21 protein-coding genes, 2 pseudogenes and 1 other annotated feature are annotated in these 23,320 nt (G+C 40.2%); of the genes and pseudogenes, 15 read left to right on the top strand and 8 right to left on the bottom strand.

Annotation, left to right across the window (positions count from 1 at the left end):
* Positions 1–53: 53 nt before the first annotated feature.
* From NXG61_RS00795 to NXG61_RS00775, 5 genes and pseudogenes are all read right to left on the bottom strand, one after another.
* Positions 54–457: pseudogene (locus NXG61_RS00795) on the bottom strand (ExbD/TolR family protein).
* Positions 444–1,076 carry a MotA/TolQ/ExbB proton channel family protein gene (locus NXG61_RS00790; RefSeq protein ID WP_432748961.1) on the bottom strand — a complete coding sequence of 211 codons (633 nt, stop codon included), beginning with the start codon at positions 1,074–1,076 and terminating at the stop codon, positions 444–446. Before NXG61_RS00790 ends, NXG61_RS00795 begins: the two are co-directional and overlap by 14 nt.
* Before the next feature lie 71 nt (positions 1,077–1,147).
* The gene (locus NXG61_RS00785) at positions 1,148–3,262 is read right to left on the bottom strand and encodes a TonB-dependent receptor plug domain-containing protein (RefSeq protein WP_307222961.1); all 2,115 of its coding nucleotides are present in this window, start codon (positions 3,260–3,262) and stop codon (positions 1,148–1,150) included.
* 23 nt (positions 3,263–3,285) lie between these two features.
* Positions 3,286–4,689 carry a heme anaerobic degradation radical SAM methyltransferase ChuW/HutW gene (hutW, locus tag NXG61_RS00780; RefSeq protein WP_432748960.1) on the bottom strand — a complete coding sequence of 468 codons (1,404 nt, stop codon included), beginning with the start codon at positions 4,687–4,689 and terminating at the stop codon, positions 3,286–3,288.
* Between the two features lie 85 nt (positions 4,690–4,774).
* Entirely contained in the window at positions 4,775–5,566 is a 792-nt protein-coding gene (locus NXG61_RS00775) for an energy transducer TonB (protein WP_432748959.1), read from the bottom strand.
* Positions 5,567–6,081: 515 nt separating this feature from the next.
* Here NXG61_RS00775 and NXG61_RS00770 point away from each other — a divergent pair.
* Positions 6,082–6,250 (top strand): annotated as a pseudogene (locus NXG61_RS00770) (aldehyde dehydrogenase family protein); the annotation flags it as partial.
* A gap of 379 nt (positions 6,251–6,629) precedes the next feature.
* Here NXG61_RS00770 and NXG61_RS00765 read toward each other — a convergent pair.
* Entirely contained in the window at positions 6,630–6,989 is a 360-nt protein-coding gene (locus tag NXG61_RS00765) for a VOC family protein (RefSeq protein ID WP_307223015.1), read from the bottom strand.
* A gap of 137 nt (positions 6,990–7,126) precedes the next feature.
* Complete coding sequence (locus tag NXG61_RS00760) at positions 7,127–7,639, bottom strand: SRPBCC domain-containing protein (protein WP_307222956.1); 513 nt, start codon at positions 7,637–7,639, stop codon at positions 7,127–7,129.
* Positions 7,640–7,940: 301 nt separating this feature from the next.
* Here NXG61_RS00760 and NXG61_RS00755 point away from each other — a divergent pair, with 301 nt between their 5' ends.
* The 10 genes from NXG61_RS00755 to NXG61_RS00710 all read left to right on the top strand — a co-directional run bounded on the left by NXG61_RS00755 (position 7,941) and on the right by NXG61_RS00710 (position 17,220).
* Positions 7,941–8,699 carry a type 1 glutamine amidotransferase domain-containing protein gene (locus NXG61_RS00755; RefSeq protein ID WP_307222955.1) on the top strand — a complete coding sequence of 253 codons (759 nt, stop codon included), beginning with the start codon at positions 7,941–7,943 and terminating at the stop codon, positions 8,697–8,699.
* A gap of 82 nt (positions 8,700–8,781) precedes the next feature.
* On the top strand, positions 8,782–9,279 hold the full coding sequence (locus NXG61_RS00750) for a nitroreductase family protein (RefSeq protein WP_307222953.1): 498 nt from the start codon (positions 8,782–8,784) through the stop codon (positions 9,277–9,279).
* 964 nt (positions 9,280–10,243) lie between these two features.
* Positions 10,244–10,564, top strand: a complete 321-nt coding sequence (locus tag NXG61_RS00745) for a winged helix-turn-helix transcriptional regulator (protein WP_307222951.1) — start codon at positions 10,244–10,246, stop codon at positions 10,562–10,564.
* A 174-nt stretch (positions 10,565–10,738) separates the two neighbouring features.
* The gene (locus NXG61_RS00740) at positions 10,739–10,882 is read left to right on the top strand and encodes a tyrosine-type recombinase/integrase (protein WP_370871624.1); all 144 of its coding nucleotides are present in this window, start codon (positions 10,739–10,741) and stop codon (positions 10,880–10,882) included.
* Between the two features lie 538 nt (positions 10,883–11,420).
* Complete coding sequence (locus tag NXG61_RS00735) at positions 11,421–11,858, top strand: PTS sugar transporter subunit IIA (RefSeq protein WP_307222949.1); 438 nt, start codon at positions 11,421–11,423, stop codon at positions 11,856–11,858.
* Positions 11,859–11,874: 16 nt separating this feature from the next.
* The gene (locus NXG61_RS00730; RefSeq protein ID WP_231038682.1) at positions 11,875–13,323 is read left to right on the top strand and encodes a PTS mannitol transporter subunit IICB; all 1,449 of its coding nucleotides are present in this window, start codon (positions 11,875–11,877) and stop codon (positions 13,321–13,323) included.
* Between the two features lie 24 nt (positions 13,324–13,347).
* Positions 13,348–14,559: a hypothetical protein gene (locus NXG61_RS00725; protein WP_196605771.1), complete on the top strand. Its 1,212-nt coding sequence runs from the start codon at positions 13,348–13,350 to the stop codon at positions 14,557–14,559.
* Between the two features lie 22 nt (positions 14,560–14,581).
* Positions 14,582–16,057, top strand: coding sequence for a BglG family transcription antiterminator (locus NXG61_RS00720; protein WP_196605770.1), 1,476 nt, complete (start codon positions 14,582–14,584; stop codon positions 16,055–16,057).
* A 22-nt stretch (positions 16,058–16,079) separates the two neighbouring features.
* Positions 16,080–16,508 (top strand): PTS sugar transporter subunit IIA, encoded by a 429-nt coding sequence (locus NXG61_RS00715; protein WP_307222944.1) that lies wholly within the window; start codon positions 16,080–16,082, stop codon positions 16,506–16,508.
* A 31-nt stretch (positions 16,509–16,539) separates the two neighbouring features.
* A complete protein-coding gene (locus NXG61_RS00710) occupies positions 16,540–17,220 on the top strand; it encodes a fructose-6-phosphate aldolase (protein ID WP_307222943.1) in 681 nt (226 codons plus the stop codon).
* 110 nt (positions 17,221–17,330) lie between these two features.
* On the opposite strand, the gene NXG61_RS00705 is transcribed toward NXG61_RS00710, so the two are convergent.
* Positions 17,331–18,653, bottom strand: a complete 1,323-nt coding sequence (locus tag NXG61_RS00705; protein ID WP_307222941.1) for an MFS transporter — start codon at positions 18,651–18,653, stop codon at positions 17,331–17,333.
* A gap of 38 nt (positions 18,654–18,691) precedes the next feature.
* Positions 18,692–18,941 (bottom strand) — a binding site (T-box leader).
* 249 nt (positions 18,942–19,190) lie between these two features.
* Between NXG61_RS00705 and NXG61_RS00700 the strand changes: the two genes are divergently transcribed.
* From NXG61_RS00700 to NXG61_RS00685, 4 genes are all read left to right on the top strand, one after another.
* Positions 19,191–20,105, top strand: coding sequence for a LysR family transcriptional regulator (locus tag NXG61_RS00700; protein ID WP_196605766.1), 915 nt, complete (start codon positions 19,191–19,193; stop codon positions 20,103–20,105).
* Positions 20,106–20,242: 137 nt separating this feature from the next.
* Positions 20,243–21,358: a 5-methyltetrahydropteroyltriglutamate--homocysteine S-methyltransferase gene (locus tag NXG61_RS00695; protein WP_196605765.1), complete on the top strand. Its 1,116-nt coding sequence runs from the start codon at positions 20,243–20,245 to the stop codon at positions 21,356–21,358.
* A gap of 116 nt (positions 21,359–21,474) precedes the next feature.
* The gene (locus NXG61_RS00690) at positions 21,475–22,224 is read left to right on the top strand and encodes a tRNA (adenine(22)-N(1))-methyltransferase (protein WP_307222936.1); all 750 of its coding nucleotides are present in this window, start codon (positions 21,475–21,477) and stop codon (positions 22,222–22,224) included.
* A complete protein-coding gene (locus NXG61_RS00685; protein ID WP_196605763.1) occupies positions 22,151–23,266 on the top strand; it encodes a Nif3-like dinuclear metal center hexameric protein in 1,116 nt (371 codons plus the stop codon). The genes NXG61_RS00690 and NXG61_RS00685 overlap by 74 nt, the downstream gene beginning before the upstream one ends.
* Positions 23,267–23,320 lie beyond the last annotated feature (54 nt).

Raw genomic sequence — 23,320 nt, 5'->3', positions numbered from 1 at the left:
TTATGATATAGCTAAAAGCTGATATCATGCCTACCTTTCCTTCAATTAATAAGTTACTTCTTATCCGTAGCCAAGCCTAAATGTGTAATACCTACACCTCTCAATTTATCCATCAGAGACATTAGCAGCCCATAATTTATGTCCCTGTCGGCACGGATGATTACGGCGAATCTGGAATTCTTTTTTTCCTCCTTTTCAGCATGCTCTAGTAAAGACTGCTCATTTATAATCTTGTCTTTCAAATATATGGAACCGTCCTTTTTTAACGTTATAAGATAGTTGACAGGAGTAGTCATATCAGAATTTTGTACATTAGGGATATTAACCGGCACAGTTTTTATGTTTGACATATAAAGTGTGCTTAGCATAAAAAATACCAGCAGAAAAAACATTATATCGATCATTGGAATTATCATTACTTCTGGTTTACAAAGGTTCGGCGATCATGAAGCCTCATTTTTATTACCTCTTTGTAACTGTATTTCTATTGCCGAAAAAGACAGTTCCATATCAGTGACTATATGATCAACTCGCTGGATGAAATACGAATGTATGGTTAGAGCGATAATTGCCACACACAACCCCGTTGCAGTGGCAATCAGAGCCTCTCCTATACCGCCTGTGACAGCGCTGCTTTGATTTTCTTGAGTATTAAATATACTAAAGGCTGAAATCATTCCACTTATCGTGCCTAGTAATCCTAATAATGGTGCCATCGTTATTATTATATTAAGGTAATACAGGCGGGCACGAAATTTGGCTAAAGATATATTGGAATGCGCTTCAAAAAAAATCTTTGTGTCAAAATCTTTTCTATTGATTCTATCCAAAGAAATATTTAACAGAAATGCCAAGTCTCCTTTGGTTTTTATTGCCAAATTTTTAGCATCAACGAGTCTGCCTTTTGCACAAAGATGATAGAACTCACCGGCAAATTTACGTCCAGAGTCTGCTCTAGCAAAATATACTATGCGTTCTACCCCTATAGTTATGACAAAAATAGAGCATAGTAGTAGAACATACATGATCCCTCCCCCTTTTTGCCAGTATGATATTCCTTGTATAATAAAATCCATAAATATTTTCCTTTCTGTAGTGTCCTATCTATAAATATTTGACAGGATAAATAGAATAAATTGAAGTTTTATCAGAAAGTAAATTCTGCGCCCATGGTCCATACTCTGCCATTTATATAAAGATCATCGACGTGTTTGTCGAGCATATTGTCAATGCCAACATAGACACGGCTACCTTTACCTAGTTTTTTGTTGACAGTGAGATTCAGCGTACTGTAGCTGTAGTCCTTGGCACTGGCTCTGCTTTCGCTTGACGATGAATACGCCACTGTTGATGCAGCACTGGCATAGTAATATTTATTTCTCCACTCGTTCCATAAAACGGCACTATAGCCTTTATCATCGTGATCGTCATAAACCAGTTGAAGTGTTGTCGTGTTCCGGGCGCGATTTTTCAAACGTGCACCGGTATCGCCATTGGTAGCATTTAACCAGTTTGAGGTTATTTTTGTGGTAAATTTATCATTTAACTTGCGTCCGACCTCCAATTCTACACCATTAATATTGGCTTTATGGATATTGATATATTTAGCATAATTGTAATATGCGCCATTGGTGAATTCCGAAGTCGTTTCATAGTCGATGAGATTACTTACTTTATTTTTAAAATATGTCAGTTTACCAAAATTATTGTCTTTTTCGGCTTCAAAACTAAAATCGAAATTTGTCGATTTTTCAGGTTTTAAATCAGGATTTCCATAAATCATTACATTGACACCTGCAGCCGCAGCCCCAGAATCAATGTAATCCATATATAGTTCGCTGACAGTAGGAGCCTTATAGCCTCTGCCGTAATTCACCTTGAATCTTGAATCTTTGCTTAATTGGTACGTTGCACCGATTTTGGGCGTCACGTTGGAACCAAAAGAATTATCATGATCGTATCGCAGCGATGAAATCAACAATAATTTATTATTGATTATCCACTCATCCTGCAGATAACCAGAATAAGTGTCAACATTTTTTTCTGAAATATTGTCGGTAATAGCTCCCAGTGAATATCCCGTTCTGGAATTTCCGACCAACCCCGTACGCGTTACTGTAGAAACATCGTTGCCGTTATCTCCAAGACGGGTGCTTCTTACCGATACCTGCCGCATATCACTGCCAATGGTGAAAAGGTGATGGTCAGAAAGCTGCATAGTGTTTTTTCCTTCCAGGCCGAGCATTTCATATGTCATCGAGTCGAAAGCCGAGAGGTTGAATGACTTGTTCAAAATATCCTTGTAAACATCATAATTCTTCTCCAGTTTACTATAATAGGCGGTCAAACTGTAATCACCTCGTTTGGTTTTTCCGCTGTATATAAGATTGAGATTTGTCTTATTGAAATCGTATGTTGTTTTGGAATTTGTGCCACCACTGCCCTGATCTATACGCATATCTTCTTTTACATAACCGACATTAAAATCCAGTTTTTTAGTGTTTCCTAAGTCGTATATACCGTCAAAATTGAAATACTGCTTGGGGCCGTACATGTTAGTGGTACTGCTTGTGCTGCCGGTAACCGCCGGAAGCTGCTGCTTGCGCACTTTATCGAAACGGGCGTCCAGAGTACCCGAGAACTTGCCGTCTTTTCCCATGTCTATGTGATACCAGTTACTGATATTATTAGTCCCTGTAGCGGCTCCGATAGTAGTGCTTCTTTTTTCGGATTTTCGCGTTATTATATTGATAACCCCTCCAATCGCATCGGATCCGTATTGCGCACTTGCTGCACCTCTAACAATCTCAATCCTGTCAACATCGGCAATATTTATTCTGTCTAGCTCATAAAGATTTTGTGTTTCTGTTGTGTCTTCGCCGGCCGTGCGTATCCCGTTTACAAGGATTAAGGTATGATTACTGGACATGCCGCGGATCATGACAGTATTGCCACCGCTGGTCATACCGGCGGTAGAAATATTTATATTTGAGGCTAATCGCAGCGCCGAGGTTACTGTATCGGCCCCGAGTCTTTTGATATCATCCCGTGTGATTATTTCCACAGTATTGGGAACAGCTTTTACTTCTTCCTTCGTTCTGGTAGCAGTGACGACAATATCTCTTGTTTTTATAGTATCATTGTCATATATATTACTGTTACTAGTATCCGCTGCATAAACAGGCACCGATAAATACGCGAGAATAGACAATGTCAAAACTATGGAACTCTTCTTTTTCTTTAATTTAAAATATCTGGTCATTTTTTCCCCTTCTTAAATCAGCTTTATCTGGCAATAGGCTGCATAATAAATTGTTTTTCACCGCAGAGCAATTCCTGACTGAGCTCAATTAAAGTTTGCGTTATATTTTCCTGCCAAAATTGTCCGGCAATCGTCATATAAGTATATTGTCCATTTCTTTTTAATAATCCATGATTAATCCATATCTCAATGATTTCTTCCAGTTCCAGAAGCTTTTTTCCATATTTTTGGGACAACTTGCGAATATCCAGCCGGCCTGTTTCGGCTTGGGCCTGGATGGTGCTGAATAGTCCGTTTAAATCAGACTGCTGTGTCATGAACATGACAGGTGCCCTATCAGCGATAATGTCATTTATATATAAATCAAGACTGCGTTGCAGAAAAATAGCAGTGTTGTCTATCAAACCTCCTGCCCCTGCACCGAAAGGAAAAATTTCTTTTCCTGCCTTGGTAAGTGTATTGTACAGACTGCGTTCACGGGAAGTCTTGGCCCAATGACATGTACTCAGCCGCCGATAGGCATTATTGTCCAGCCAGGCTGCGGCCTTTTCCAGATAGACACCCTGCTCCGAGATAGGGGCCGGCACAGGAAGAATGCCCTTTTTTATGGCTTTCTGTAAAGCTCCGTCCTCAAACACGTTCAATTGATATAAGTCCATTCCGTCAATCGGTAAATCTTTTGTGTATTCGAGATCGAGTATAAAATCTTCGACGTGCTGTCCGGGTAAGCCGTATATGAGATCTATTATTATAGCGGCTTTATTGTATGACGCAGTGCGGCAAATATTTTCGAAGATTATTTCGCGGCTGTCCTTGCGTCCTAATCTGCGACGAATTTCAGTGTCAAAAGACTGAACGCCTATCGAAATACGATTTACTCCGTTGACAAGCCAGCTGCTTATCTTTTTATCCACTAAATCATTTACACGTGCTTCCAAAGTTATTTCGCAATCATTGGTGAGCGGCAACAGATTTTGCACAGCAATAAGAAGTCTCGATATATTGGAATCCGAGAGTGCGCTTGGTGTACCGCCGCCCAGATATACTGCTTCGAGAGGAGACGCCTGGAGATAGGAATATTCCTTTGCTGCTTTAAGCTGCCTTATTAAATGATCTATATATAACGTTTCACGATCATTATCACAATGGTTTTGAAAAAAACCGCAGTAAAGACACTGCTGCGAGCAAAATGGAATATGTATATAAGCCGTGCGCTGCCTGGCCGTGAGGTTATTCTGTGCAAGCAGATCATGCCATATTGCCTGATACGATTTTGGTGGTATCATTTTCCCCATTGCACCCGGATGGATAACTCTTTTGCGGGGGAAAGCTTTCTGCAACGGAACTGCGGATTTTTCTCCAATAGTCAATTTATATTGCTCTGGTGACATCTTTTTTATAATTGTTGATATGTTTGTATTTTCCATATTTCTATCCATTCCTAATAAAATACTGTAGTAAGCTAAATTGCGCAAAATCTGATAAAATTTGCCGCATGACGAAAGCTGAGGATCATTCCTGATAAAAATGAATAGGAATATCCATGCTCAAATCTCGCTTTAGTCCATGCATGTATGGGCATGCTTCTCTGACGGCATCCATGGCTGCCTTATCCAAAATATCTCCTGCGGAAGAAACAACTGATAAGTGGCTTATATAACCAGATTCATTCAGTACTACATGAATTACAGATGTTCCTTCTACATTTCTGCGCTGAGCCATATAAGGATAATTTTTATGAGCCTCAACACGTGCGACAAATCCGTTGATTGCAGAAGCAATATCATTTTCGAAATCAGTTCTTTCTTCTGAGTCCAGGCCTGATGCATTACCAACTTCGGCATTGCCCGCTGAAAAACCCGTCCCCGGTATGTCCTGTACGGAACCTTCCGCAGTATTACCGGAGGATATTGTACTATTTCCTAAACCATTTGAATTGGCCGCATAAAACTGATCGTCTGATCTGCTACCAGAATTTCCAATTGATGTATGCGAATCAGAGCTGTTACTATGATTCTTTATCTGCGTATTGTCATTGCTCCTCCGAATACTATCAGTCGTCCCATCCGATATGCTGGAGAATGATATTTCAGGAGATTCATCAGTATATATTTCAGGTGATTGGGAATTCATACTATCTTCAGAAACGAAAAAAATCTCTTCATGAAGATCATCAATGGATGTTTTTGGGATATAAGAAATTAAATACCCCAAGACAAAAAATGATATAAGATGAATAAAAAATGATATTGATATTGCTTTTTTCCAGCTGGATTTGCCATATACACAATACAGTTTGATCACCTCCCTCCGCAATAAATGATAATGATAATTATTATCATTTATTGAAGATGAAAATATTACTATAACATAAAAAATACTATATAAAAATGAATATAATTCATTTTTTATTCACTTTTATAGCGCAAACAAATTATAAACGATAATGAATATTATTGTCAATAAATATTTTGGCATAAAATTTAAATAACAACAGTTTTTATTTAGGCAAAAAGAAAGAGCTTTACAGTTCTGTGCAAATACTTAAGCTGATGCAATATAAAATCAGTTTGGCTATTTTATTTGTGAGTAAAAAAAATGAAAGTACCTAAAAAGCAGTAATGTGAGAAATTATAACAATGATTTAAAAGATACCAATCCTAATATCGATGATGGTGCAAAATGCTAAAAACGTTATGAGGGTTATTAGGACGAATCTCTTAGCTGTAGCTCTGTATGCACATAGTATATGAACCAGGTGCCAGAGCAGAACCTGCCCATGCGCATGACAACGGTGAAATGGTGCCAATACAAGGGGTGCCGAGATGATTGAAACCGGCGGAGTGATCATAAATAACGGCTCTATCTTTCGTATGGACAACATGCCGTATGGCGGGGTCAGGAGACACCGCCATAGGCAGAGAAAGACCGGAGTATGCCGTGCGTGAGCTGACGGAAGAAAAATTGATAGTATTCAATTTTAGATAAAAATGCCTTATGGTTTTATTATTGTTAATTTGTTTTGCAATATCAGTACACCCTCAATAATTGAGTGTATTGGGAAATGTTTTTCTCTGCTCCTAAATCGCCCTCTTACAATGAATAGAGTTTTGGAGTAATGCCCTTAAGTTAATGACATACCAGTTTAACCAATGAATTTTTATTTCGTGTGTTTTTATATATTCAGCGGTCTAAAGCGCATATAAAAAATCCTCCCTAATACAATTATTAATATATTGGGGAGAATTTCAGAGTATATATAATGTTATACTGTGGTTCCATTGGTATTGACAACGTAAATATGGCAAGGCGAGATTTTCTGCCTGAAATGGACAAATCAATAAAAGCTACACTGGCAGTTTTTCGATCAGGCAGGTATTATTTCAATCCAATAGCCATCGGGGTCAGAGATAAAGTATATGCCCATTGCTTTATTTTCATAGCAGATACAGTTCATAGCCTTATGATGCCGATAGGCTTCTTCCGTATTGCTGACGGCAAAAGCCAGATGAGACTCATTATCGCCTAAATTGTATTTTTCCTGACGGTTTTTTAAATAGGTAAGCTCCAGCAGATGTGGTGTTTTTCCGTCGGATAAAAACACCAGTGTAAAGTCCGGACCATCCATTCGGCGGGCTTCTTTGAGATTCAGTGCTTCTTTATAAAAAGACAAGCTTTTCTCAAGGTCCAAAACATTGAAATTATTATGGGCAAATTTAAAATCCATAGGTGTCGTTTCCTCTTTCTGCCTGACAGGCATGCTGTGTGTAAAAGCTGCGCCGCGCTGCTTTTAGGATATTTTGACCGCTGCGCGGCAATATTAATCAAAGACTCTGGCAGCCGGTTCTTTGGAGGCACTGTTATTTAAGCATTGGCTTTTCGCGTGGCCCTAATCAGGCCGTCAATCCATTTTTGATGGCCGTTGATCATAGGATTTGGTTTTGCTTTTGACAATTCCTGTGCAGGCTTTCCGATTTGTGATTCCTGTGTAAGAATCCGGACCCTGCCGCCATCCAGATCCTCGATAAGCCACGCGTGGTGGACATCCAGTCTGGTTTCTGCATCACCCTCAGCCCAGCCGTGCCACGCTACACGTCCCGGTTTACCTTCACCGGGTTCTTCATATTCGACAACTTCGGCTTCGATAGGAAAACCGAAAGTGGCAAAATGGAATTTTGCACCTTGGCTCAAGACAGGGCCTGCTATATTATAAAAGCGGATATCTGAAGCATTATCATAACATCCTGTCCATTCGGACGTGTCTGCCAGAAATTTCCATACCTGCTTGGCAGTGATGCCGGCCACGATCATTTCGTTTGAGGCAAAATTGTCTGTCACTCCCGGGGTATATTTTGATGGCCAAATAATTGTATTCATGTAATTGATCTCCTTTTAATTTTGATAAAATTTCCTGAATCCTTATTACAATGTAATAATAAATGGTGTTTTACCTAAAGACAAGTATGTACTTTTTTGTCACTTAATATCATACTATATACCGAATCTGCGATAACTATATTATACACAGGAAGATTTGATGACAGTACTGCAGAGATATAATATAAAAAGTATACAATGTTACTATAAAGTCAATACTTGCTTTTTATTATCATACAAATTATATTAATAGTAGTTTAGCGGTTTGTGTTGATATTTTATAGTTAAGGAGCGATTTTGGATGAAAAAATTGGCTGTGATTTTATTTTTGATGGCCTTCTGCGGTATAAGTGCTGCTTCTGTGAGTGCCGCTGGTATTAACAGTAAGACGAAAAAAGTTCTGATGGTAGTTACAAACAGAGATCATTTTGATAATGGCAGAAAAACCGGCATATGGATGGAGGAATATGCTGTACCATATACCAATTTTTTGGCGGCAGGCTATGAGGTTACAGTGGCAAGTCCGAACGGGGGAAAAGCGCCGATCGATCCCGGCAGTATAAAAGACGGCATTCCCGCGGAATGGGCAGGAGCAAATGAAGCTTTACAGACCACAGCCGTCCTTTCCCATGTGAATTATAAGACATATGATGCCGTGGTTATTCCCGGCGGGCATGGTCCGCTGTTTGATTTGGTGAAGGATCAGGATCTTGCCAAAATACTGACATATTTTAATGAAAATAACCGTATTATTGCTGCTGTCTGCCATGGAACTGCCGCTTTAGTGAGTGCGAAAATGCCGGGCGGTAATGTACCTAATGTACCTTTGGTATATGGAAGAAAACTGACCGGTTTTACCAATGATGAGGAAGTAATTGCCGGTTCGGATAAAATGGTGCCGTTTGCGGTTGAAACGAAGCTTAAGGAATTAGGTGCCGAATTCAGCAAGAAAAAACCGTGGAGCGATTATATCGTAGTTGATAAAAATCTGATCACAGGACAAAACCCTCAATCCAGCAAAAGCCTTGCACAAGCGGTTGTTGCCGCTTTAAATAAATAGTGAAGTTCTTTTTTATGCCGGTTTTTATTTTTAGAGATTTTGTGCCGCGTTTTAGTTAAGCGTGAATAATGGGAGTGATTTTATGAAAGAAATATTTACAAGAACGAGTGTAAGAGCTTATGAAGCCAGACCGGTGGAAGATGAGAAGGTGGAATTTTTACTGAAAGCTGCCATGGCGGCTCCCTCTGCGGGAAATCAGCAGCCGTGGGAGTTTTATGTCATTAGGGACAGCGGGTTTTTACAGGAGCTGGCCAAGAGCAGTCCATATACCGGATGTGTAAAAAAAGCACCTTTAGCTATTGTACCCTGTTACAATAAAGAACGTCTGCTGATGCCGGAATATGCGGATATCGATATGAGCGCTGCAGCGGAAAATATTTTGCTTGCGGCAGAATCAGCCGACCTTGGTGCTGTTTGGCTTGGTATTGCTCCTATCAAAGAACGGATGGAAACAGTGGAAAAAATATTGTCCATACCAGCGCAGCTGAAGGCATTCGCTATTATTTCCATAGGTTATCCCCAGAAAAAAGGAATACAGCAGGACCGCTTTGACAGCATGAGAATTCATTACAGTAAATAGTGCAGGGAACAAAAAAAGAATTTAATGCAACAGTGTGCATTTCATTCAGCTGTTGCATTATTTGTTGTGTATAAAGAAAACTACGCGATAGTATCACAATGTCGTCAATTTTATAATAAAGTAATATTTGTAAAGAGCACTTGACAAAAATTCAAAAAATGGAACTTCTAATTGATTATTATTTTTGATGCGAGAGGTTTTTTTATAAATTCACAGCAACTTATTTCAACGATTTTACAAGCCGCCAATCAACGAATTACCTCAACGTCTTTTTTTATACAAACACCGGATTGGTGTTGCCACTAATAAAAGTGGACATAATTTTGTAACAAATATATCATAAATTCAGCCATGAAACGGAGTCGTCAACTTATCCACAAAATACCTCGGTATGAAGAAGCCTTCAAACGCACGCTTGTAAAGCTTTATCATAACGGTAAAACTCAGGCGGCTTTTATCAAAAATATGGTGTATCTCAGTCTACTCCTGGTAAGTGAATCAGCCAATATTCTACTGTTGAAATCGATAATGGCGAGATTATTACCGCTAAATAGGTCAAGGAAAACTCCAAAAACGCAATGCTCAGCTAGAATAGAAAAGTCATAGGTTGGATTGACCTCTATCCCCATTCCCATAAACTAATACAAGCTGCTTCGCAAAAGGCTTATAGAAATCGTAAATGTCCAAGGCAGATATTATTTCATTCAAATCTCTAAATACAAAGCTTTCGCTGTCAGAAAATTTCTTGATAAATATGAAATTTGTCCAATTTTTCTCCAAGAAGGGATATCTTTACGATAATGCTTGCTGAGTAAGATATTCTATATATAGCATTGTTATCTTCTTTAATTTTAACTTGTCTACTCTATCCTAACTATGATATTATTTTGATATTAAATTTTATTTTAACAGGAATGGCTTTTTTGTAACATATTATTTAAAATAGAAAGCAGGGGACTAATCAATGAAAAAAAAACATGAATATTGCTGTCCCATTGATGCCACAATCAGTTTAATTGGCGGAAAATATAAATCTATCATATTATGGCATTTGATTGGTAAAATACTTCGATTTAATGAGTTGCAAAAACTTGTACCGTGTGCAACAGCAAAAATGCTTTCTCAGCAATTACGTGAATTGGTACAAGACGGCTTAATAAATAAAGTGATCTATCCGGTTGCCCCACCGAAAACTGAGTACTCTCTCACAGAACATGGCAATAGTCTTATTCCAGTTTTAGATGCAATGTGTAGCTGGGGAAAGAAAATAATTGTTACCTCATAAAAATAAACAAACCTGTTTGTAACTGGTTTTGGAGTATAAACAGTAACCTTAAAATCGTCCTAAATATGTTAAAGCCATATTGGGGAGGATTTTTATGTATGAAAAGAAAAAGGTAGATAGATATGTCCTATATTATTCAGCGAAAATTTCGCAAATTTAATAAAATGAAATAAGTTGAAAGAGACAAGTTTCCACGATTTGCGACATTCTTGCGCTTCACTAATGCTGAATTCAGGTGTGCCGATGAAAATAGCGTCTCAAATATTGGGACATAACTCCATTGGTATAACGGCAGATCTATATACACATGTCTTGTAGTAGAACAAAAAAGATGCAGCCAAAAATGTTGGCGATATATCGTTTGGTAGAGATAAAAGATAATAATAGGTCATCTAATATAGATTTTTATGTATTAAATGCCCTATTTAAATCGGATATTGTTTAATTAAGGGCAATATTTTTTTGACAACATGTTCCATAAATTTTGATAAAATGATTTGTGATAAATTAATAAGTAAAATGGGAATAATACATATAAATTAAGACTTACAAGGATATATTAAAAAACATTAAGGCGATGTAAAATAGTACATATAAAACTCGAAATCAATTGTACCGCAAGGTACCGTGGGTTCGAATCCCACCCTCTCTGCCATAGTAAATTCAAGGCTTTGCGAAATTCGCAAGGCCTTTTTCTTATGGAGAAAATGGTTAAAATTTTATGGAAATTTTTACTGACAGCGGTAATTTTGTCAGAAGTAGTTTGAAAAAGATAGCACTAGATTTGCTGGTCTGAGTATATTGCATACGTTATAATAATAAGCAAATAAACGTTTATTTTATAGGAGAAGCAGGCATGGCTGACAAAGAAAAATCAGCGGTGAATATCAGTACATTTATGGGAATTGAGTCTGTTGATATAATGGCGGCTGTTGCTAAAGCCGGAAATTATTTGGCAGCCGGTGGTTTTGTGGAACAGGAATATGTTGCCAGTATGATACGGCGTGAAAAATTGCGCAGCACTTATATAGGCAGAGGGATTGCGATATCTCACGGGATGCCTGGATCAGAGATATTTATTCAAAAGACGGGTATTTGCGTCCTGCAGTTTCCAAAGGGATTGCAATATGGGGGAGGTATGGTTTATTTGCTTATAGGTCTGGCAATAAATCCTGAAGAAGATGATGTGTTTTTCTCGAAATTATCAGATATATTGGAAGATAAAGTGTTATTAAATAAATTATTTGTCACTGAGGATAAAAAATTTTTTCACGATGTCTTCAATCAAAATTGAGAAAGAAGATGAATCAATGGAAAATGTGGTAAATACAATGCAGAAATCATCTATAGTGAAGATAAGGATACAAAAGTTCGGCCGTTTTTTGGCAGGCATGGTAATACCTAATATTTCAGCATTTATAGCATTCGGGCTGGTTACTTCCCTGTTTATACCCACGGGATGGTATCCAAATGAGAAACTGGCAGAATTAGTTGGACCTCTGGTGAAAACACTGCTGCCCTTGCTGATCGGTTATACAGGCGGACGGATCGTGAACGGTGAACGCGGTGCCGTGGTGGGAGTTCTGGCAACACTGGGACTGGTAGTAGGTGCACAGATTCCCATGTTCATGGGAGCAATGGTGATGGGGCCGCTGGGTGGTTATCTAATCAAAAAATTTGATGATATTGTCGACGGCAGGGTAAAATCCGGTTTTGAAATGATTGTCAACAATTTCTCCGCCGGAATTTTAGGCGGTATTTTAATGATTTTTTCTTTTCTGGTAATCGGACCGATTGTACAGAATATAAATATAGTCATATCGGGAATAATGCAGCAATTCATACAAGCCAACCTGCTGCCCCTATCGGCAATTCTGATAGAGCCGGCAAAAGTTCTATTTTTGAATAATGCCATAGATCACGGTATTTTGGGTCCGCTGGGAATTCAGCAGACAGTCACGCAGGGAAAATCAATTTTGTTTTTGCTGGTTACAAATCCGGGACCGGGGCTTGGTTTGCTGCTGGCTTACTGGATGTACGGAAAAGGTACAATGAAGGATTCGGTACCGGGAGCAATACTTATACATTTCTTTGGCGGGATACACGAAATATATTTCCCCTATGTGTTGATGAATCCGCTGACGATCATCGGAGTTATTGCCGGAGGGATAACCGGAACGCTGATATTTACTCTCTTTCAAACGGGCTTGGTGGCAACGCCTTCACCGGGAAGTATATTTGCTTTGATGGCAATGACACCCAGGGGGAATTTTATACCGGTTTTAAGCGGCGTAGCTGTGTCTTCGATAGTATCATTTCTGGTATCAGCTATTTTTGTCAGAATGTCCAAAGGACAGGGGGATTTGCAGGAAGCAATAAAAACCAGAGATTCAATAAAAAATCCGGGAAATATACTGGATCAGATAATTCCGATGGAGGTCTCAGAATCGAGACGGGAAGCTGCGGAGCTGCCTGTAAGGAAGATTGTTGTGGCCTGTGATGCAGGCATGGGTTCAAGTGCAATGTCCGCTGCGGTATTGGCGAAAAAGATAAAGAAGGCGGGACTTGATATAACGGTGGAACATGCATCTATACAGCGCATACCTGATGACGCGGATATAGTAGTTACTCATATTGAGCTTACCGGCAGTGCGAGAAAGGTCAGGCCGGACAAAAAACATATTTCAATATCTGATTATATCAATGCACCGGAATACGATGCATTGGTTACTGAATTGGAAAAAAATAACAAGAAGTGATATTCACGGCAAAGAGGCGGTAATATGAAATTCATTATGTACGGAGCGGGCAATATCGGCAGGGGCTTTATAGGGGCACTGTTTTCACAGCTTGGCTATGAGGTAGTATTCATTGATGTGGATGAGGTGCTTATCAGGGAACTCAACGAGCGGCACGAGTATTGGCAGGAAATAGTTGATTCCGCCGGCAGCCGCATGAACAGGATAAGAAATGTGCGCGGTGTAAATGGCAGAAATATGGATCTCATAGCAAAAGAAATGGAGGATGCCGATTTGATGGCCACAGCTGTCGGTGCTGCTATGCTGCCCCGAATAGCGGGCAGCATAGCATATGGCCTTCAGGCGCGCTGGAAGAAGAACAGCCGCGTATTCAATATATTGATATGTGAAAATTTGATGGATGCAGATAGTTTTCTGGCCGGAGAAATTAAAAAGCACATGGCGGGTGATGCCGTTAAAATTTTTGAACAAAACACGGGACTGGTGGAAACCTGTATCGGCAGGATGGTTCCCTTAGTCCCGGACGAAAAACGGCAAAGCGATCCGCTCTACGTCGCAGCAGAGCCGTATGATATCCTGCCTGTGGACAAGGCTGGGTTCCTGGGAGAACCTCCCGCCTGCAAAAAGATAATAGCCTATGAGCCGTTTGACTTTTATGTGCAGAGAAAGCTGTATCTGCACAATATGGCACATGCAATCAGCGCATATCTGGGAATGCGGGAAAACTTGCGATACGTGAGTGATGCAGTCAAGGTTTCCTCAATACGTTTGATAATTACGGGAGCTATGCAGGAAGCCGTGCGGATGCTTGCAAAAAAATATAATGTCAAGTACGATGAACTTTGTTTGCATATGAATGATTTGCTGTATCGTTTTCAAAATCCGGGACTTAAGGATACCTTGCTGCGTGTGGGCAGAGATCCGCTGCGCAAACTGCAGCCGGAGGATCGGTTGATTGGCGCAGCAGTCAGCTGTTTGCAGATGGAAGTGGAGCCTGTTTATATATCAATAGGGATAGCCGGCGCTGTAAGTGCGTTCCTGCGTGAAGCAGATAAGGAATGTACCGAGGAGAATTGCAGGGCGGTTTTGGAAAAAGTTTGTCATATAACGCCGGAATGCAGAATATTTATATATACGGCGAAATTTTTTGCCATGTTTGCGAGAAAGGACTCCTATGAAAGAATGATAGAAACAGTCGATGCTTTTTATAAAAAAACTACGGGTGATATTATCTAATTTGAATAAAGAGTGATGATAAATGGTATCCATCAGGCAAAAAAAGATAATAGAATATCTTTGTCAGGCTTCTGAATATGTATCAATGAAGGAATTGGCTGAAAAATTGAAGCTGACAGAGCGTACAATTTACCGTGAACTGCCGGATATAAACAAAATATTTTCGAAGCATGATATTATGCTGACTACCGTATTTAGTAAAGGTATAAAAGTAAAAGCTCTGCCGAGAGATTTGATACGGCTGAAAAGTTTTTTGAACGACAGTGTTCTGCACGAAATATATCCTGTAAGTATCAGGGAAGATATGATTATGCTCAGACTGCTGGATGAGAAATTTTATACAAAAGCACAGGTGTTGGCAATTGATACGAAGTCTTCATTGAAGACTGTACGCAACGATCTTATAAGGCTGAAAAAATCTGCGCCAAAGTATCAGATAAAAATCGAAAGTAAAAAAGGCAGCGGATTTTTTATAAAAGCCGATGAGGTGCTTAAACGTCATCTGCTGGTGAGGCTTATACTGAATAATCTGAAGGTAGAGGATTTTTTCAAATATCTGGCTGACGAATATGCAGCATCCGTTACAGCAAAATTTATTTTCCGTGAACTGGAATATAAAAGCTATTTCAAGAGAATATACAGACTTTTACGGTCCGCAGTCACTGCATGCGATATACAGATAACTGACCGGAATTTCCAGGAGGCAATAGTAATGCTGGCAGTGCTGCTTAGGCGGAATAATCTTCTGAGTGGTAAATATTCCTTTACCAATGATCTGATGATGTATTATGATGAGCAGCTCTTTCTGAATGATTTTAAAAAAGCTTTGGAAAAAGAATTTTCCTGTGTGTTGAGAAAAAAAGAGACAGAATATTTCTTATGGATAGCAAGTCTTTATCTAAAGCTCGATTGCAGCGGGAAAACCGAGTATGACAAGGTTTTACTGCAGAATGTATCAGAGCTGATAAGCAGGGCTGAGTGCGAGCTGCACCAAAAACTGCGCAGTCCGGCTTTGGAAAAAAATTTATACAACCATCTGTCAATGGCGCTGAATCGTATAAAAAAAGGAATATGGACAAGCAATCCCTATAGGGAGGACATTAAAAAAAATTATAAAAATATATATGAAATGACAAGAAAAATATGCGACAGTGTTTTTTCGGGAGAAAGTATCTCCGATGATGAAATAGCCTATATTGTTTTATATTTTGCCGCGGCAGTGAATGATGCTGACAGCTGTGTTTTTAGAGCTTTGGTGATTTGTACCAGCGGAATGGGAACATCCAAGCTCCTGGTCAGCAGGCTGAAAAAAGAATTTCCGAATATTTTGGTGAAAAAAACGCTGCCGCTTATAAAACTGCAGGAGGAAGCCCTTGCGCAATATGACATCATTATTTCAACGGCACCGCTGCAAGCCGGTTTGAGTAAGGCTGTGACGGTATCTCCTTTGCTTACGGACGAAGAAGTGAAACTTCTGCGGCGCATTATGGGGAAATAAATTTATTATAGAAGGTGTAAGCATGAACATTTTCACAAAAGATAACATTATTATGAATCAGACTTTTTCGGATAAGGAAGAAGCGATAAATGCAGCGGGCAGGATTTTGGCTGACCGCGGATATGTGCAGCCGGAATATATTGAATCAATGCAGAAAAGAGAAAAAGTAATATCGACTTACGTCGGCAATAAAATAGCAATACCGCACGGAATAAACGGTTCGGAGAGCCAGATAATGGAATCGGGGATATCTTTGCTGCAGGTTCCGCAAGGGGTATCCTTCGGCAAAGGGAAAACAGCATATATAGTTATCGGTATTGCGGGGAAGAATAATACACACATGTCAATACTGACGCAGCTGTCGGAAATCGTCTGCGATGTAGAGAATGTGGACAAGTTGATACAGGCTAAGGATGAGCAGGAAATACTTGATATAATAGGCATAAAATAATGCCGGATATGAAAATTAAAAGGAGACGGACATGGAATATTTAATAGATACCGCCAATATGACAATGATTGAAAAATGTGTTGACCTGTTGCCAATAACGGGCATAACAAGTAATCCGAGCATCATAAAAAAAGAGGGCAGGATAGATTTTTTTGAACATTTCAGAAAAATACGCGGCATTATAGGTGCTGATAAGACGCTGCATGTGCAGATACTGGCTGAAAAATGTGAGGGAATACTTGAAGAAGCGCATACGATATTGGAGAAAATAGACAGGGCGGTATACATAAAAATACCGGTGACGCCAGAAGGCTTGAAGGCTATCCGCCTGCTGAAAAAGGAAGGAGCAAAAATCACGGCAACTGCTGTTTACAGCAAAACACAGGGCTTTATGGCGATGGAGGCCGGAGCAGACTTCATCGCACCGTATTTCAATCGTATGGAAAATCTGGATATTGATGCTGCCGCTGCTGTAGAGTTCTTTGCTTCCATGATCGATAGATATGGCTATAGTACAAAGATTCTTGCGGCCAGTTTTAAAAATATACATCAGGTGAATGAAGCCTTTGCCTGCGGAGCGCAGGCTGCTACTGTAAATCCTGATATATTACTGGCAGCCTTTGCTGTTCCGTCGATAAAAAAAGCTTTAGATGATTTTGCTGCTGACTGGGAAAGTGTTTTTGGAAAAGATCATATTTGTGATATGCCGTAATGGAATAAAGAGCGATTGTATGTAACGAAAATAATGCCGTTGATAGCGTAAAAGATATCAGCGGCATTATTTTGTGTATGATTTAAAAAAATTAGTTTTATCGTGAATATTTATGATTCAGTCAAAGATTTGTTTTTTGCGGCTGTAGTCTCTTTTTTTCTATTCCAGCTATATTTTATGGAGAGAACAGTAATGCTGGCGATAAACATGAAACCAGACATCAAAAAATAGCCAAAATTAAATGAACCGGTGGAGGTTTTTATCCAGCCCATCATATAAGGACCGACCCAGCCGCCGAGATTGCCGCAGGAATTGATAAGAGCAACAGATGCTGCCGCCGCAGGACCTGTAAGGAAAGTGGTCGGTATAGTCCACCATACACCCATCGCAGCATAAATACCAATGGCCGAGAGACAGACAAGGAAAAGAGCTTCATATATATTGGCGGCAAATGGACTGAGTCCAAGGCCTATGGCGCCGATAAACAGGGTACCGGATACATGCCAGACTTTGTCTCCAGTTGTACTGGACGTGTGGCCGATTATCAATTGCACTATCAATGCCGCAATCATAGGTATGGCGATAGCACCGCCAAGCAGCTGTGTTGACCAGCCTGATAAACCTTTGAGCACGGTAGGCATCCAGAAGTTGAACCCCCAGAAACCGATTACCCACATAAAATAAATAAAACATAGCTTTAAAACCTTGGGATCACTAAAAGCCTGCACGACTGTGTATTTCTTTTTGCTTTGCAGACGCGACTGTTCTTTCTCATAAGCTTGGATAAGATAGTTTTTTTCTTCTGTCGAAAGCCATGCTACTTTTTCCGGGCGGTCTTTTACACAAAATAAGAAAAAAAAGGCAAACAAAATAGCCGGTATGGCTTCGAGTATAAACAGTTCCTGCCAGCCATGCATGCCAAAAAATGATGTATTGAGTAAAAAACCGGCAAGTGGTGCGCCGATTATTGTGGAGAGCAGCAATGACGTAAGCATAAGGGATGTGGCGCGGGCTCGTTCACCAGCAGTGAACCAGCGGGGAAAAAGGACAGAATAAATAACGGGATATAAGCTGGCTTCTGCCGCGCCAAGTAAAAAACGATAAAGATAAAATTCAAATTGTGTATGCATAAATGCCATAAGTATGCATACAAGACCCCAGGAAAACATGATGCGGGCTATCCATTTCGCGGCAGAAAATTTAACGGCTATCAGAGAACCGGGTATCTCAAATATTAAATAGCCCATGAAGAAAATACCGGCACCTGTCCCAAATATTTCAGGAGTGATCCAGTTGAGATCCTGCGTCATTGTAAGGGCGGCATAAGCAATATTTACACGATCGACGCAGGCAATAATAGAGACAAGAAATACCGGCAGAATGATACGCAGATCGCGCTGATGTTTTAAATGGGTAAAATTGATAGTATTCATAAATGATGCCTCCAAAATAAAAAAATAACCTCCGTCCTGAAAAGGACGGAGGTTTTGCTTCCGTGGTGCCACCTAAATTCCCGGAAAATGTTATTGATCCGGGCGCTCAAACGTACATTATAATACGCGTTTCCTGTAACGTGGATCAGACGATGTGGCTTACAAAATTTGTTCAGCCACATTTCTCAGGGAGGATTTTTTTCTCTGATACGGTTATCGTCTTTCAGCCGGGTAACGACTCTCTGTGAACCTTATGCAAAAAATACTTTTTCCCATCACGGAATTTAAATTATTAAATTACAAAGTTACATAAACTTAATGTAAAATAATATACTCGTATATTTTGAATATGTCAAGCTGTTTTTACTTTTTCGTATAGGGGAAGTTAGAGAGATTGCTGCTGATAAGGACATAGGTCTTTCCTATTTGACAAACAATATGGGAGCAAAGTAAAATATAATTTAGTTTTAAAAGTATTTGACGTAGCGATTTGATGTGATCGGACTTATTTGTGTAATTGCTTTTAAGGAGAACAAAATGACGCTTCAGCAATTAAAATATATTGTGGAAATAGTTAACTCAGGATCCATAAACACAGCGGCACAAAGACTTTTTATATCGCAGCCCAGTCTGTCCAATGCCGTGAAAGCCTTGGAGCAGGAGCTGGGAATAGATATATTTATCCGTACTAACCGAGGAGTGTCTTTATCCTCAGACGGACAGGATTTTCTCAGCTATGCCCGGCAGATATTGGAGCAGACGGAGCTTCTCGAAAAACGCTATATGCATAAAAAACCGTCACGCCGGCTGTTTGCTATTTCCACACAGCATTACGCTTTTTCGGTAAATGCTTTTGTGAATCTTATTAGGGAATATGAGCATGATGAATACGAGTTTACCTTACGCGAAACTAAAACACATGACATAATAGATGATGTAAAGGATATGCGCAGTGAAATAGGTGTTATCTATCTGTGTGAATTCAATGAACAGGTAATAAGCAAAATACTTCATGAAAATGATTTGAAATTTGTCGAACTTTTTGCTACACGGCCTTATGTTTTTATGAGTTCCCGCCATCCGCTTGCTCATAAAAAAGTTGTGGCATTTACTGATCTGGATCCTTATCCGTGTCTGTCATTTGAGCAGGGAACCTATAATTCTTTTTATTTTTCTGAGGAAATACACAGCACCATATCTCATAAAAAAAGCATTCGTGTGAGTGACAGGGCAACTCTTTTTAATCTGGCAATAGGATTGAACGGGTATACCATTTCCAGCGGAGTACTCAGTGAAGATCTTAATGGCAGCAATATTATTTCCGTACCGCTTGTCAGTAAGGAAAAGATTCGTGTGGGCTATATTTATAATAAGCATGCTCATTTGAGTCCGCTGGCACAAAATTATATTGACAAATTGAAGCATTATATTTCTGCCAGTGTTATAGCTTGATACTATAACTGATTAAAAAAAATAAGCCTTACCATATATATTGGTACTGCGCTATAATATACGCATGATGTTGCTGCGCTGTTTATTCCATAAAAGCACCATAATAGAAAATCAAAAAAATTTCAGGAGGTATATTTATGGCACCTTTTCGCTATGATATAGTGGGCAGTTTTCTGCGCCCGCAAATTTTAAAAAAAGCACGGGAACAATTCAACGAGGAAAAAATCTCTCTTGCTCAGCTGCAGGAAGTTGAGGATGAATGTATAAAAGATCTGGTCGATAAAGAAAAAAGTATTGGTTTGAAGGCAATAACTGACGGTGAATTCCGCAGAGCATTCTGGCATCTTGATTTTCTTGCAGAGCTTGATGGCATAACAAAAGTAAAGGCTAAGGCATGGTCAGTGGCATTCAAGGATCATCAGCCAAAAGCCGAAACAATAAAAATTACCGGCAAAATCGATTTTCCGGAAAATCATCCTTTTGTCGAACATTTTAAATTTTTGCAGGCACAGGCGGATGATAAGCATATGGCAAAACTGACCATACCGTCACCATCTATGCTGCACCTTATTACCTGCGTGCGTGCGGAACAATATACACCTATTGATATCTATGAACAAGACAGCAGCTTGTACAGTGATATTGCTGCCGCTTACAAAAAAGCGGTTAAAATATTTTATGATTTGGGCTGCCGTTATCTTCAGCTTGACGATACCTCATGGGGAGAATTCTGTTCTGCGGAAAAGCGTGATGCTTATGCTGAACGCGGTTTTGATCTTGATGCCATAGCAGAGGCATATGTAAGTGTGATAAATGAAATTATAAATGATAAACCGGCAGATATGACGATAACGATGCATATTTGCCGCGGTAATTTTCAATCGACATGGTTTTCTTCCGGCGGCTATGAACCTGTCGCGGAGGTGCTGTTCGGCGGATGTCATGTGGACGGATTTTTTCTGGAATACGACAGTGAAAGAGCCGGAGATTTTAGTCCGCTGCGTTTTATCAGGGAACAGAAAGTAGTTTTGGGACTTATAACATCGAAAACACCTGAACTCGAAAGCGCAGATGCTGTAAAGGCAAGAATCGAAGAGGCACAGGCATTTGTTCCTTTGAAGCAATTGTGTCTCAGTCCGCAGTGCGGTTTTGCTTCCACAGAAGAGGGAAACCTGCTGACAGAAAAAGAGCAGTGGGCAAAAATAGCACTGATAAAGAGAATTGCTGAAGAAGTTTGGCGGGACGCGGAATAGAAAACGGCTCTGATCGCTTTTTATGTGATCAGAGCCGTTTTGCCTGATGGATTAAACATAAGGCAGATAATATATGATATAATTATACAATATATTATTTGCAGAGGATGAAATAAATGCTGACTTCCCGTTTGCTGACTGCGGCCGGTTTCGTGCCTGAAAATGTAGTCCTTGCCGATATCGGTACGGATCATGCCAATCTGCCAATCTATCTGTTGAAAACCGGCAGAATAAAAAATGCCATTGCTGTTGATGTGCATGAGGGACCGTATCAGACGGCAAAAAGGGCGGTTAGGGAGCAAGGCATGGAGACTTGGATCGATGTAAGGCTGGGCGATGGCTTGTCTGCGTTGCGTCCCGGAGAAGCCGATGTAGCCGTTTTTGCCGGAATGGGCGGCTTGCTTATAAATTCATTGCTGGAAAAATCACCGCAAGTGACAGCGGCTTTGCACGGTCTTGTTCTGCAGCCTCAGCTTGCCTGTGAAAAAGTCCGGCGTTATATTTATGATATTGGCTGGCATATAGAAGACGAAGCCCTGGCAAAAGAGCAGCACCATATATATCAGCTGATCTATGCCGTTCCGGGGCAGCGGGACATGCCCGATGAGCTGGTTCTCACGGTGGGACCGATATTGCTGGCAAAAAAGCAGGCTCTTTTTAAATACCATATTGCCGAACTTTTACGGCGCAACAAAAAAATGCTCGCCGGCTATAATCTTGCACGCGTACAGAGAAATGATGAACAGCATCGGAAACTGTCTGCTCTTATTAAAAGCTTGGAGATGATGAGCGATGATAAAATGCCAGATGGCAATGGAGGCAATGGAACAGATCGCACCACGCGTTCTGGCGGAGGAATGGGATAATCCTGGGCTGCTTTTGGGAGATCCGGCTCAAAAAATAAACAAGATAATCACCTGCCTTGATGTCACAGAGGCATTGGTGCGGGAAGCCGTTGAAAAAGAATGTGATATGATAATCTCACATCATCCCTTCATATTTCATGCGTTGAAGAAAATACGTACTGATCTTCCGGCGGGAAGGCTGATACGGCAATTGATCAAAAGCAATATAGCTGTCTTTGCCGCGCACACTAACTTGGACAGTGCAAATGGCGGTGTAAATGATATGCTGTGCGAAATGTGGCATCTGCATAATATTCGGCCGCTGGATATTACTTTTGCAGAAGAATTAGTCAAGCTGGCCGTATTTGTGCCGCAAAGCCATGCCGAGGCGGTGCGTCTTGCCATTGGTAAAGCGGGAGCTGGTTTTATTGGCAATTATTCCCACTGTGCCTTTGAGGTCCGTGGAAAAGGGCATTTTCTGCCAAGAGAAGGAACAAGTCCCTACATTGGAGAAATTGGCAGGATAGCATCTGTCGATGAAGTACGGCTGGAAACAGTATTGCCGGAGCAAATAAAGGACAGAGTAGTCCGGGCGATGCTGAAAGTACATCCCTATGAGGAAGCTGCTTACGAAATATATCCTTTGAAAACGAAAGGGAAGGCAGCAGGGCTGGGACGGATTGGTGAAATCGAAGAAAAGCTTTCTTTGGAACAATTTGCAGCTATGATAAAAGAGATACTACCGGTGGATTATGTCCGCATTGTGAAAAGCAATGACAGAAAAATAAAAAGAGTAGCTTTATGCAGCGGTGCCGGTGCTGAATTTATCGGCAAGGCAAAAATGCAGGGAGCAGACTTGTATGTCACCGGTGACGTCAAATATCATGAGGCACAAAAAGCGCAGGAGCTTGACATGAATCTTATAGATGCCGGTCATTTTGGCACGGAAGCTCCTGTTGCGGAGGCGTTGGCCGATAAGCTGAATCTTTATGCGAGAAAAAATAAGTGGAATATAGAGATCATTTATGATACCACGGCAAAAGATCCTTTCAGTATAATATAGCATCCATGGAAAACAGCAGATTTCTGTGAAGTCAGCATTAAGCCGGGCAGCATG

Origin of the sequence: Pectinatus haikarae (genome assembly GCF_050916305.1) — a bacterium.
Classification (GTDB): domain Bacteria; phylum Bacillota; class Negativicutes; order Selenomonadales; family Selenomonadaceae; genus Pectinatus; species Pectinatus haikarae.
The sequence above is the reverse complement of the archived record's forward strand: the minus strand, read 5'-3'. Positions and strand labels throughout refer to the sequence as shown.

Bases quoted from the DNA above. Each gene is read 5' to 3' on its own strand.
- NXG61_RS00725 (WP_196605771.1), top strand. From the start codon at position 13,348: ATGAAATTCATTATGTACGGAGCGGGCAATATCGGCAGGGGCTTTATA.
- NXG61_RS00785 (WP_307222961.1), bottom strand. From the start codon at position 3,262: ATGACCAGATATTTTAAATTAAAGAAAAAGAAGAGTTCCATAGTTTTG.
- hutW (WP_432748960.1), bottom strand. From the start codon at position 4,689: ATGGAAAATACAAACATATCAACAATTATAAAAAAGATGTCACCAGAG.
- NXG61_RS00765 (WP_307223015.1), bottom strand. From the start codon at position 6,989: ATGGATTTTAAATTTGCCCATAATAATTTCAATGTTTTGGACCTTGAG.
- NXG61_RS00750 (WP_307222953.1), top strand. From the start codon at position 8,782: ATGAAAGAAATATTTACAAGAACGAGTGTAAGAGCTTATGAAGCCAGA.
- NXG61_RS00705 (WP_307222941.1), bottom strand. From the start codon at position 18,653: ATGAATACTATCAATTTTACCCATTTAAAACATCAGCGCGATCTGCGT.
- NXG61_RS00790 (WP_432748961.1), bottom strand. From the start codon at position 1,076: ATGGATTTTATTATACAAGGAATATCATACTGGCAAAAAGGGGGAGGG.
- NXG61_RS00685 (WP_196605763.1), top strand. From the start codon at position 22,151: ATGATAAAATGCCAGATGGCAATGGAGGCAATGGAACAGATCGCACCA.
- NXG61_RS00700 (WP_196605766.1), top strand. From the start codon at position 19,191: ATGACGCTTCAGCAATTAAAATATATTGTGGAAATAGTTAACTCAGGA.
- NXG61_RS00755 (WP_307222955.1), top strand. From the start codon at position 7,941: ATGAAAAAATTGGCTGTGATTTTATTTTTGATGGCCTTCTGCGGTATA.
- NXG61_RS00735 (WP_307222949.1), top strand. From the start codon at position 11,421: ATGGCTGACAAAGAAAAATCAGCGGTGAATATCAGTACATTTATGGGA.
- NXG61_RS00745 (WP_307222951.1), top strand. From the start codon at position 10,244: ATGAAAAAAAAACATGAATATTGCTGTCCCATTGATGCCACAATCAGT.
- NXG61_RS00710 (WP_307222943.1), top strand. From the start codon at position 16,540: ATGGAATATTTAATAGATACCGCCAATATGACAATGATTGAAAAATGT.
- NXG61_RS00720 (WP_196605770.1), top strand. From the start codon at position 14,582: ATGGTATCCATCAGGCAAAAAAAGATAATAGAATATCTTTGTCAGGCT.
- NXG61_RS00730 (WP_231038682.1), top strand. From the start codon at position 11,875: ATGGAAAATGTGGTAAATACAATGCAGAAATCATCTATAGTGAAGATA.
- NXG61_RS00695 (WP_196605765.1), top strand. From the start codon at position 20,243: ATGGCACCTTTTCGCTATGATATAGTGGGCAGTTTTCTGCGCCCGCAA.
- NXG61_RS00715 (WP_307222944.1), top strand. From the start codon at position 16,080: ATGAACATTTTCACAAAAGATAACATTATTATGAATCAGACTTTTTCG.
- NXG61_RS00690 (WP_307222936.1), top strand. From the start codon at position 21,475: ATGCTGACTTCCCGTTTGCTGACTGCGGCCGGTTTCGTGCCTGAAAAT.
- NXG61_RS00760 (WP_307222956.1), bottom strand. From the start codon at position 7,639: ATGAATACAATTATTTGGCCATCAAAATATACCCCGGGAGTGACAGAC.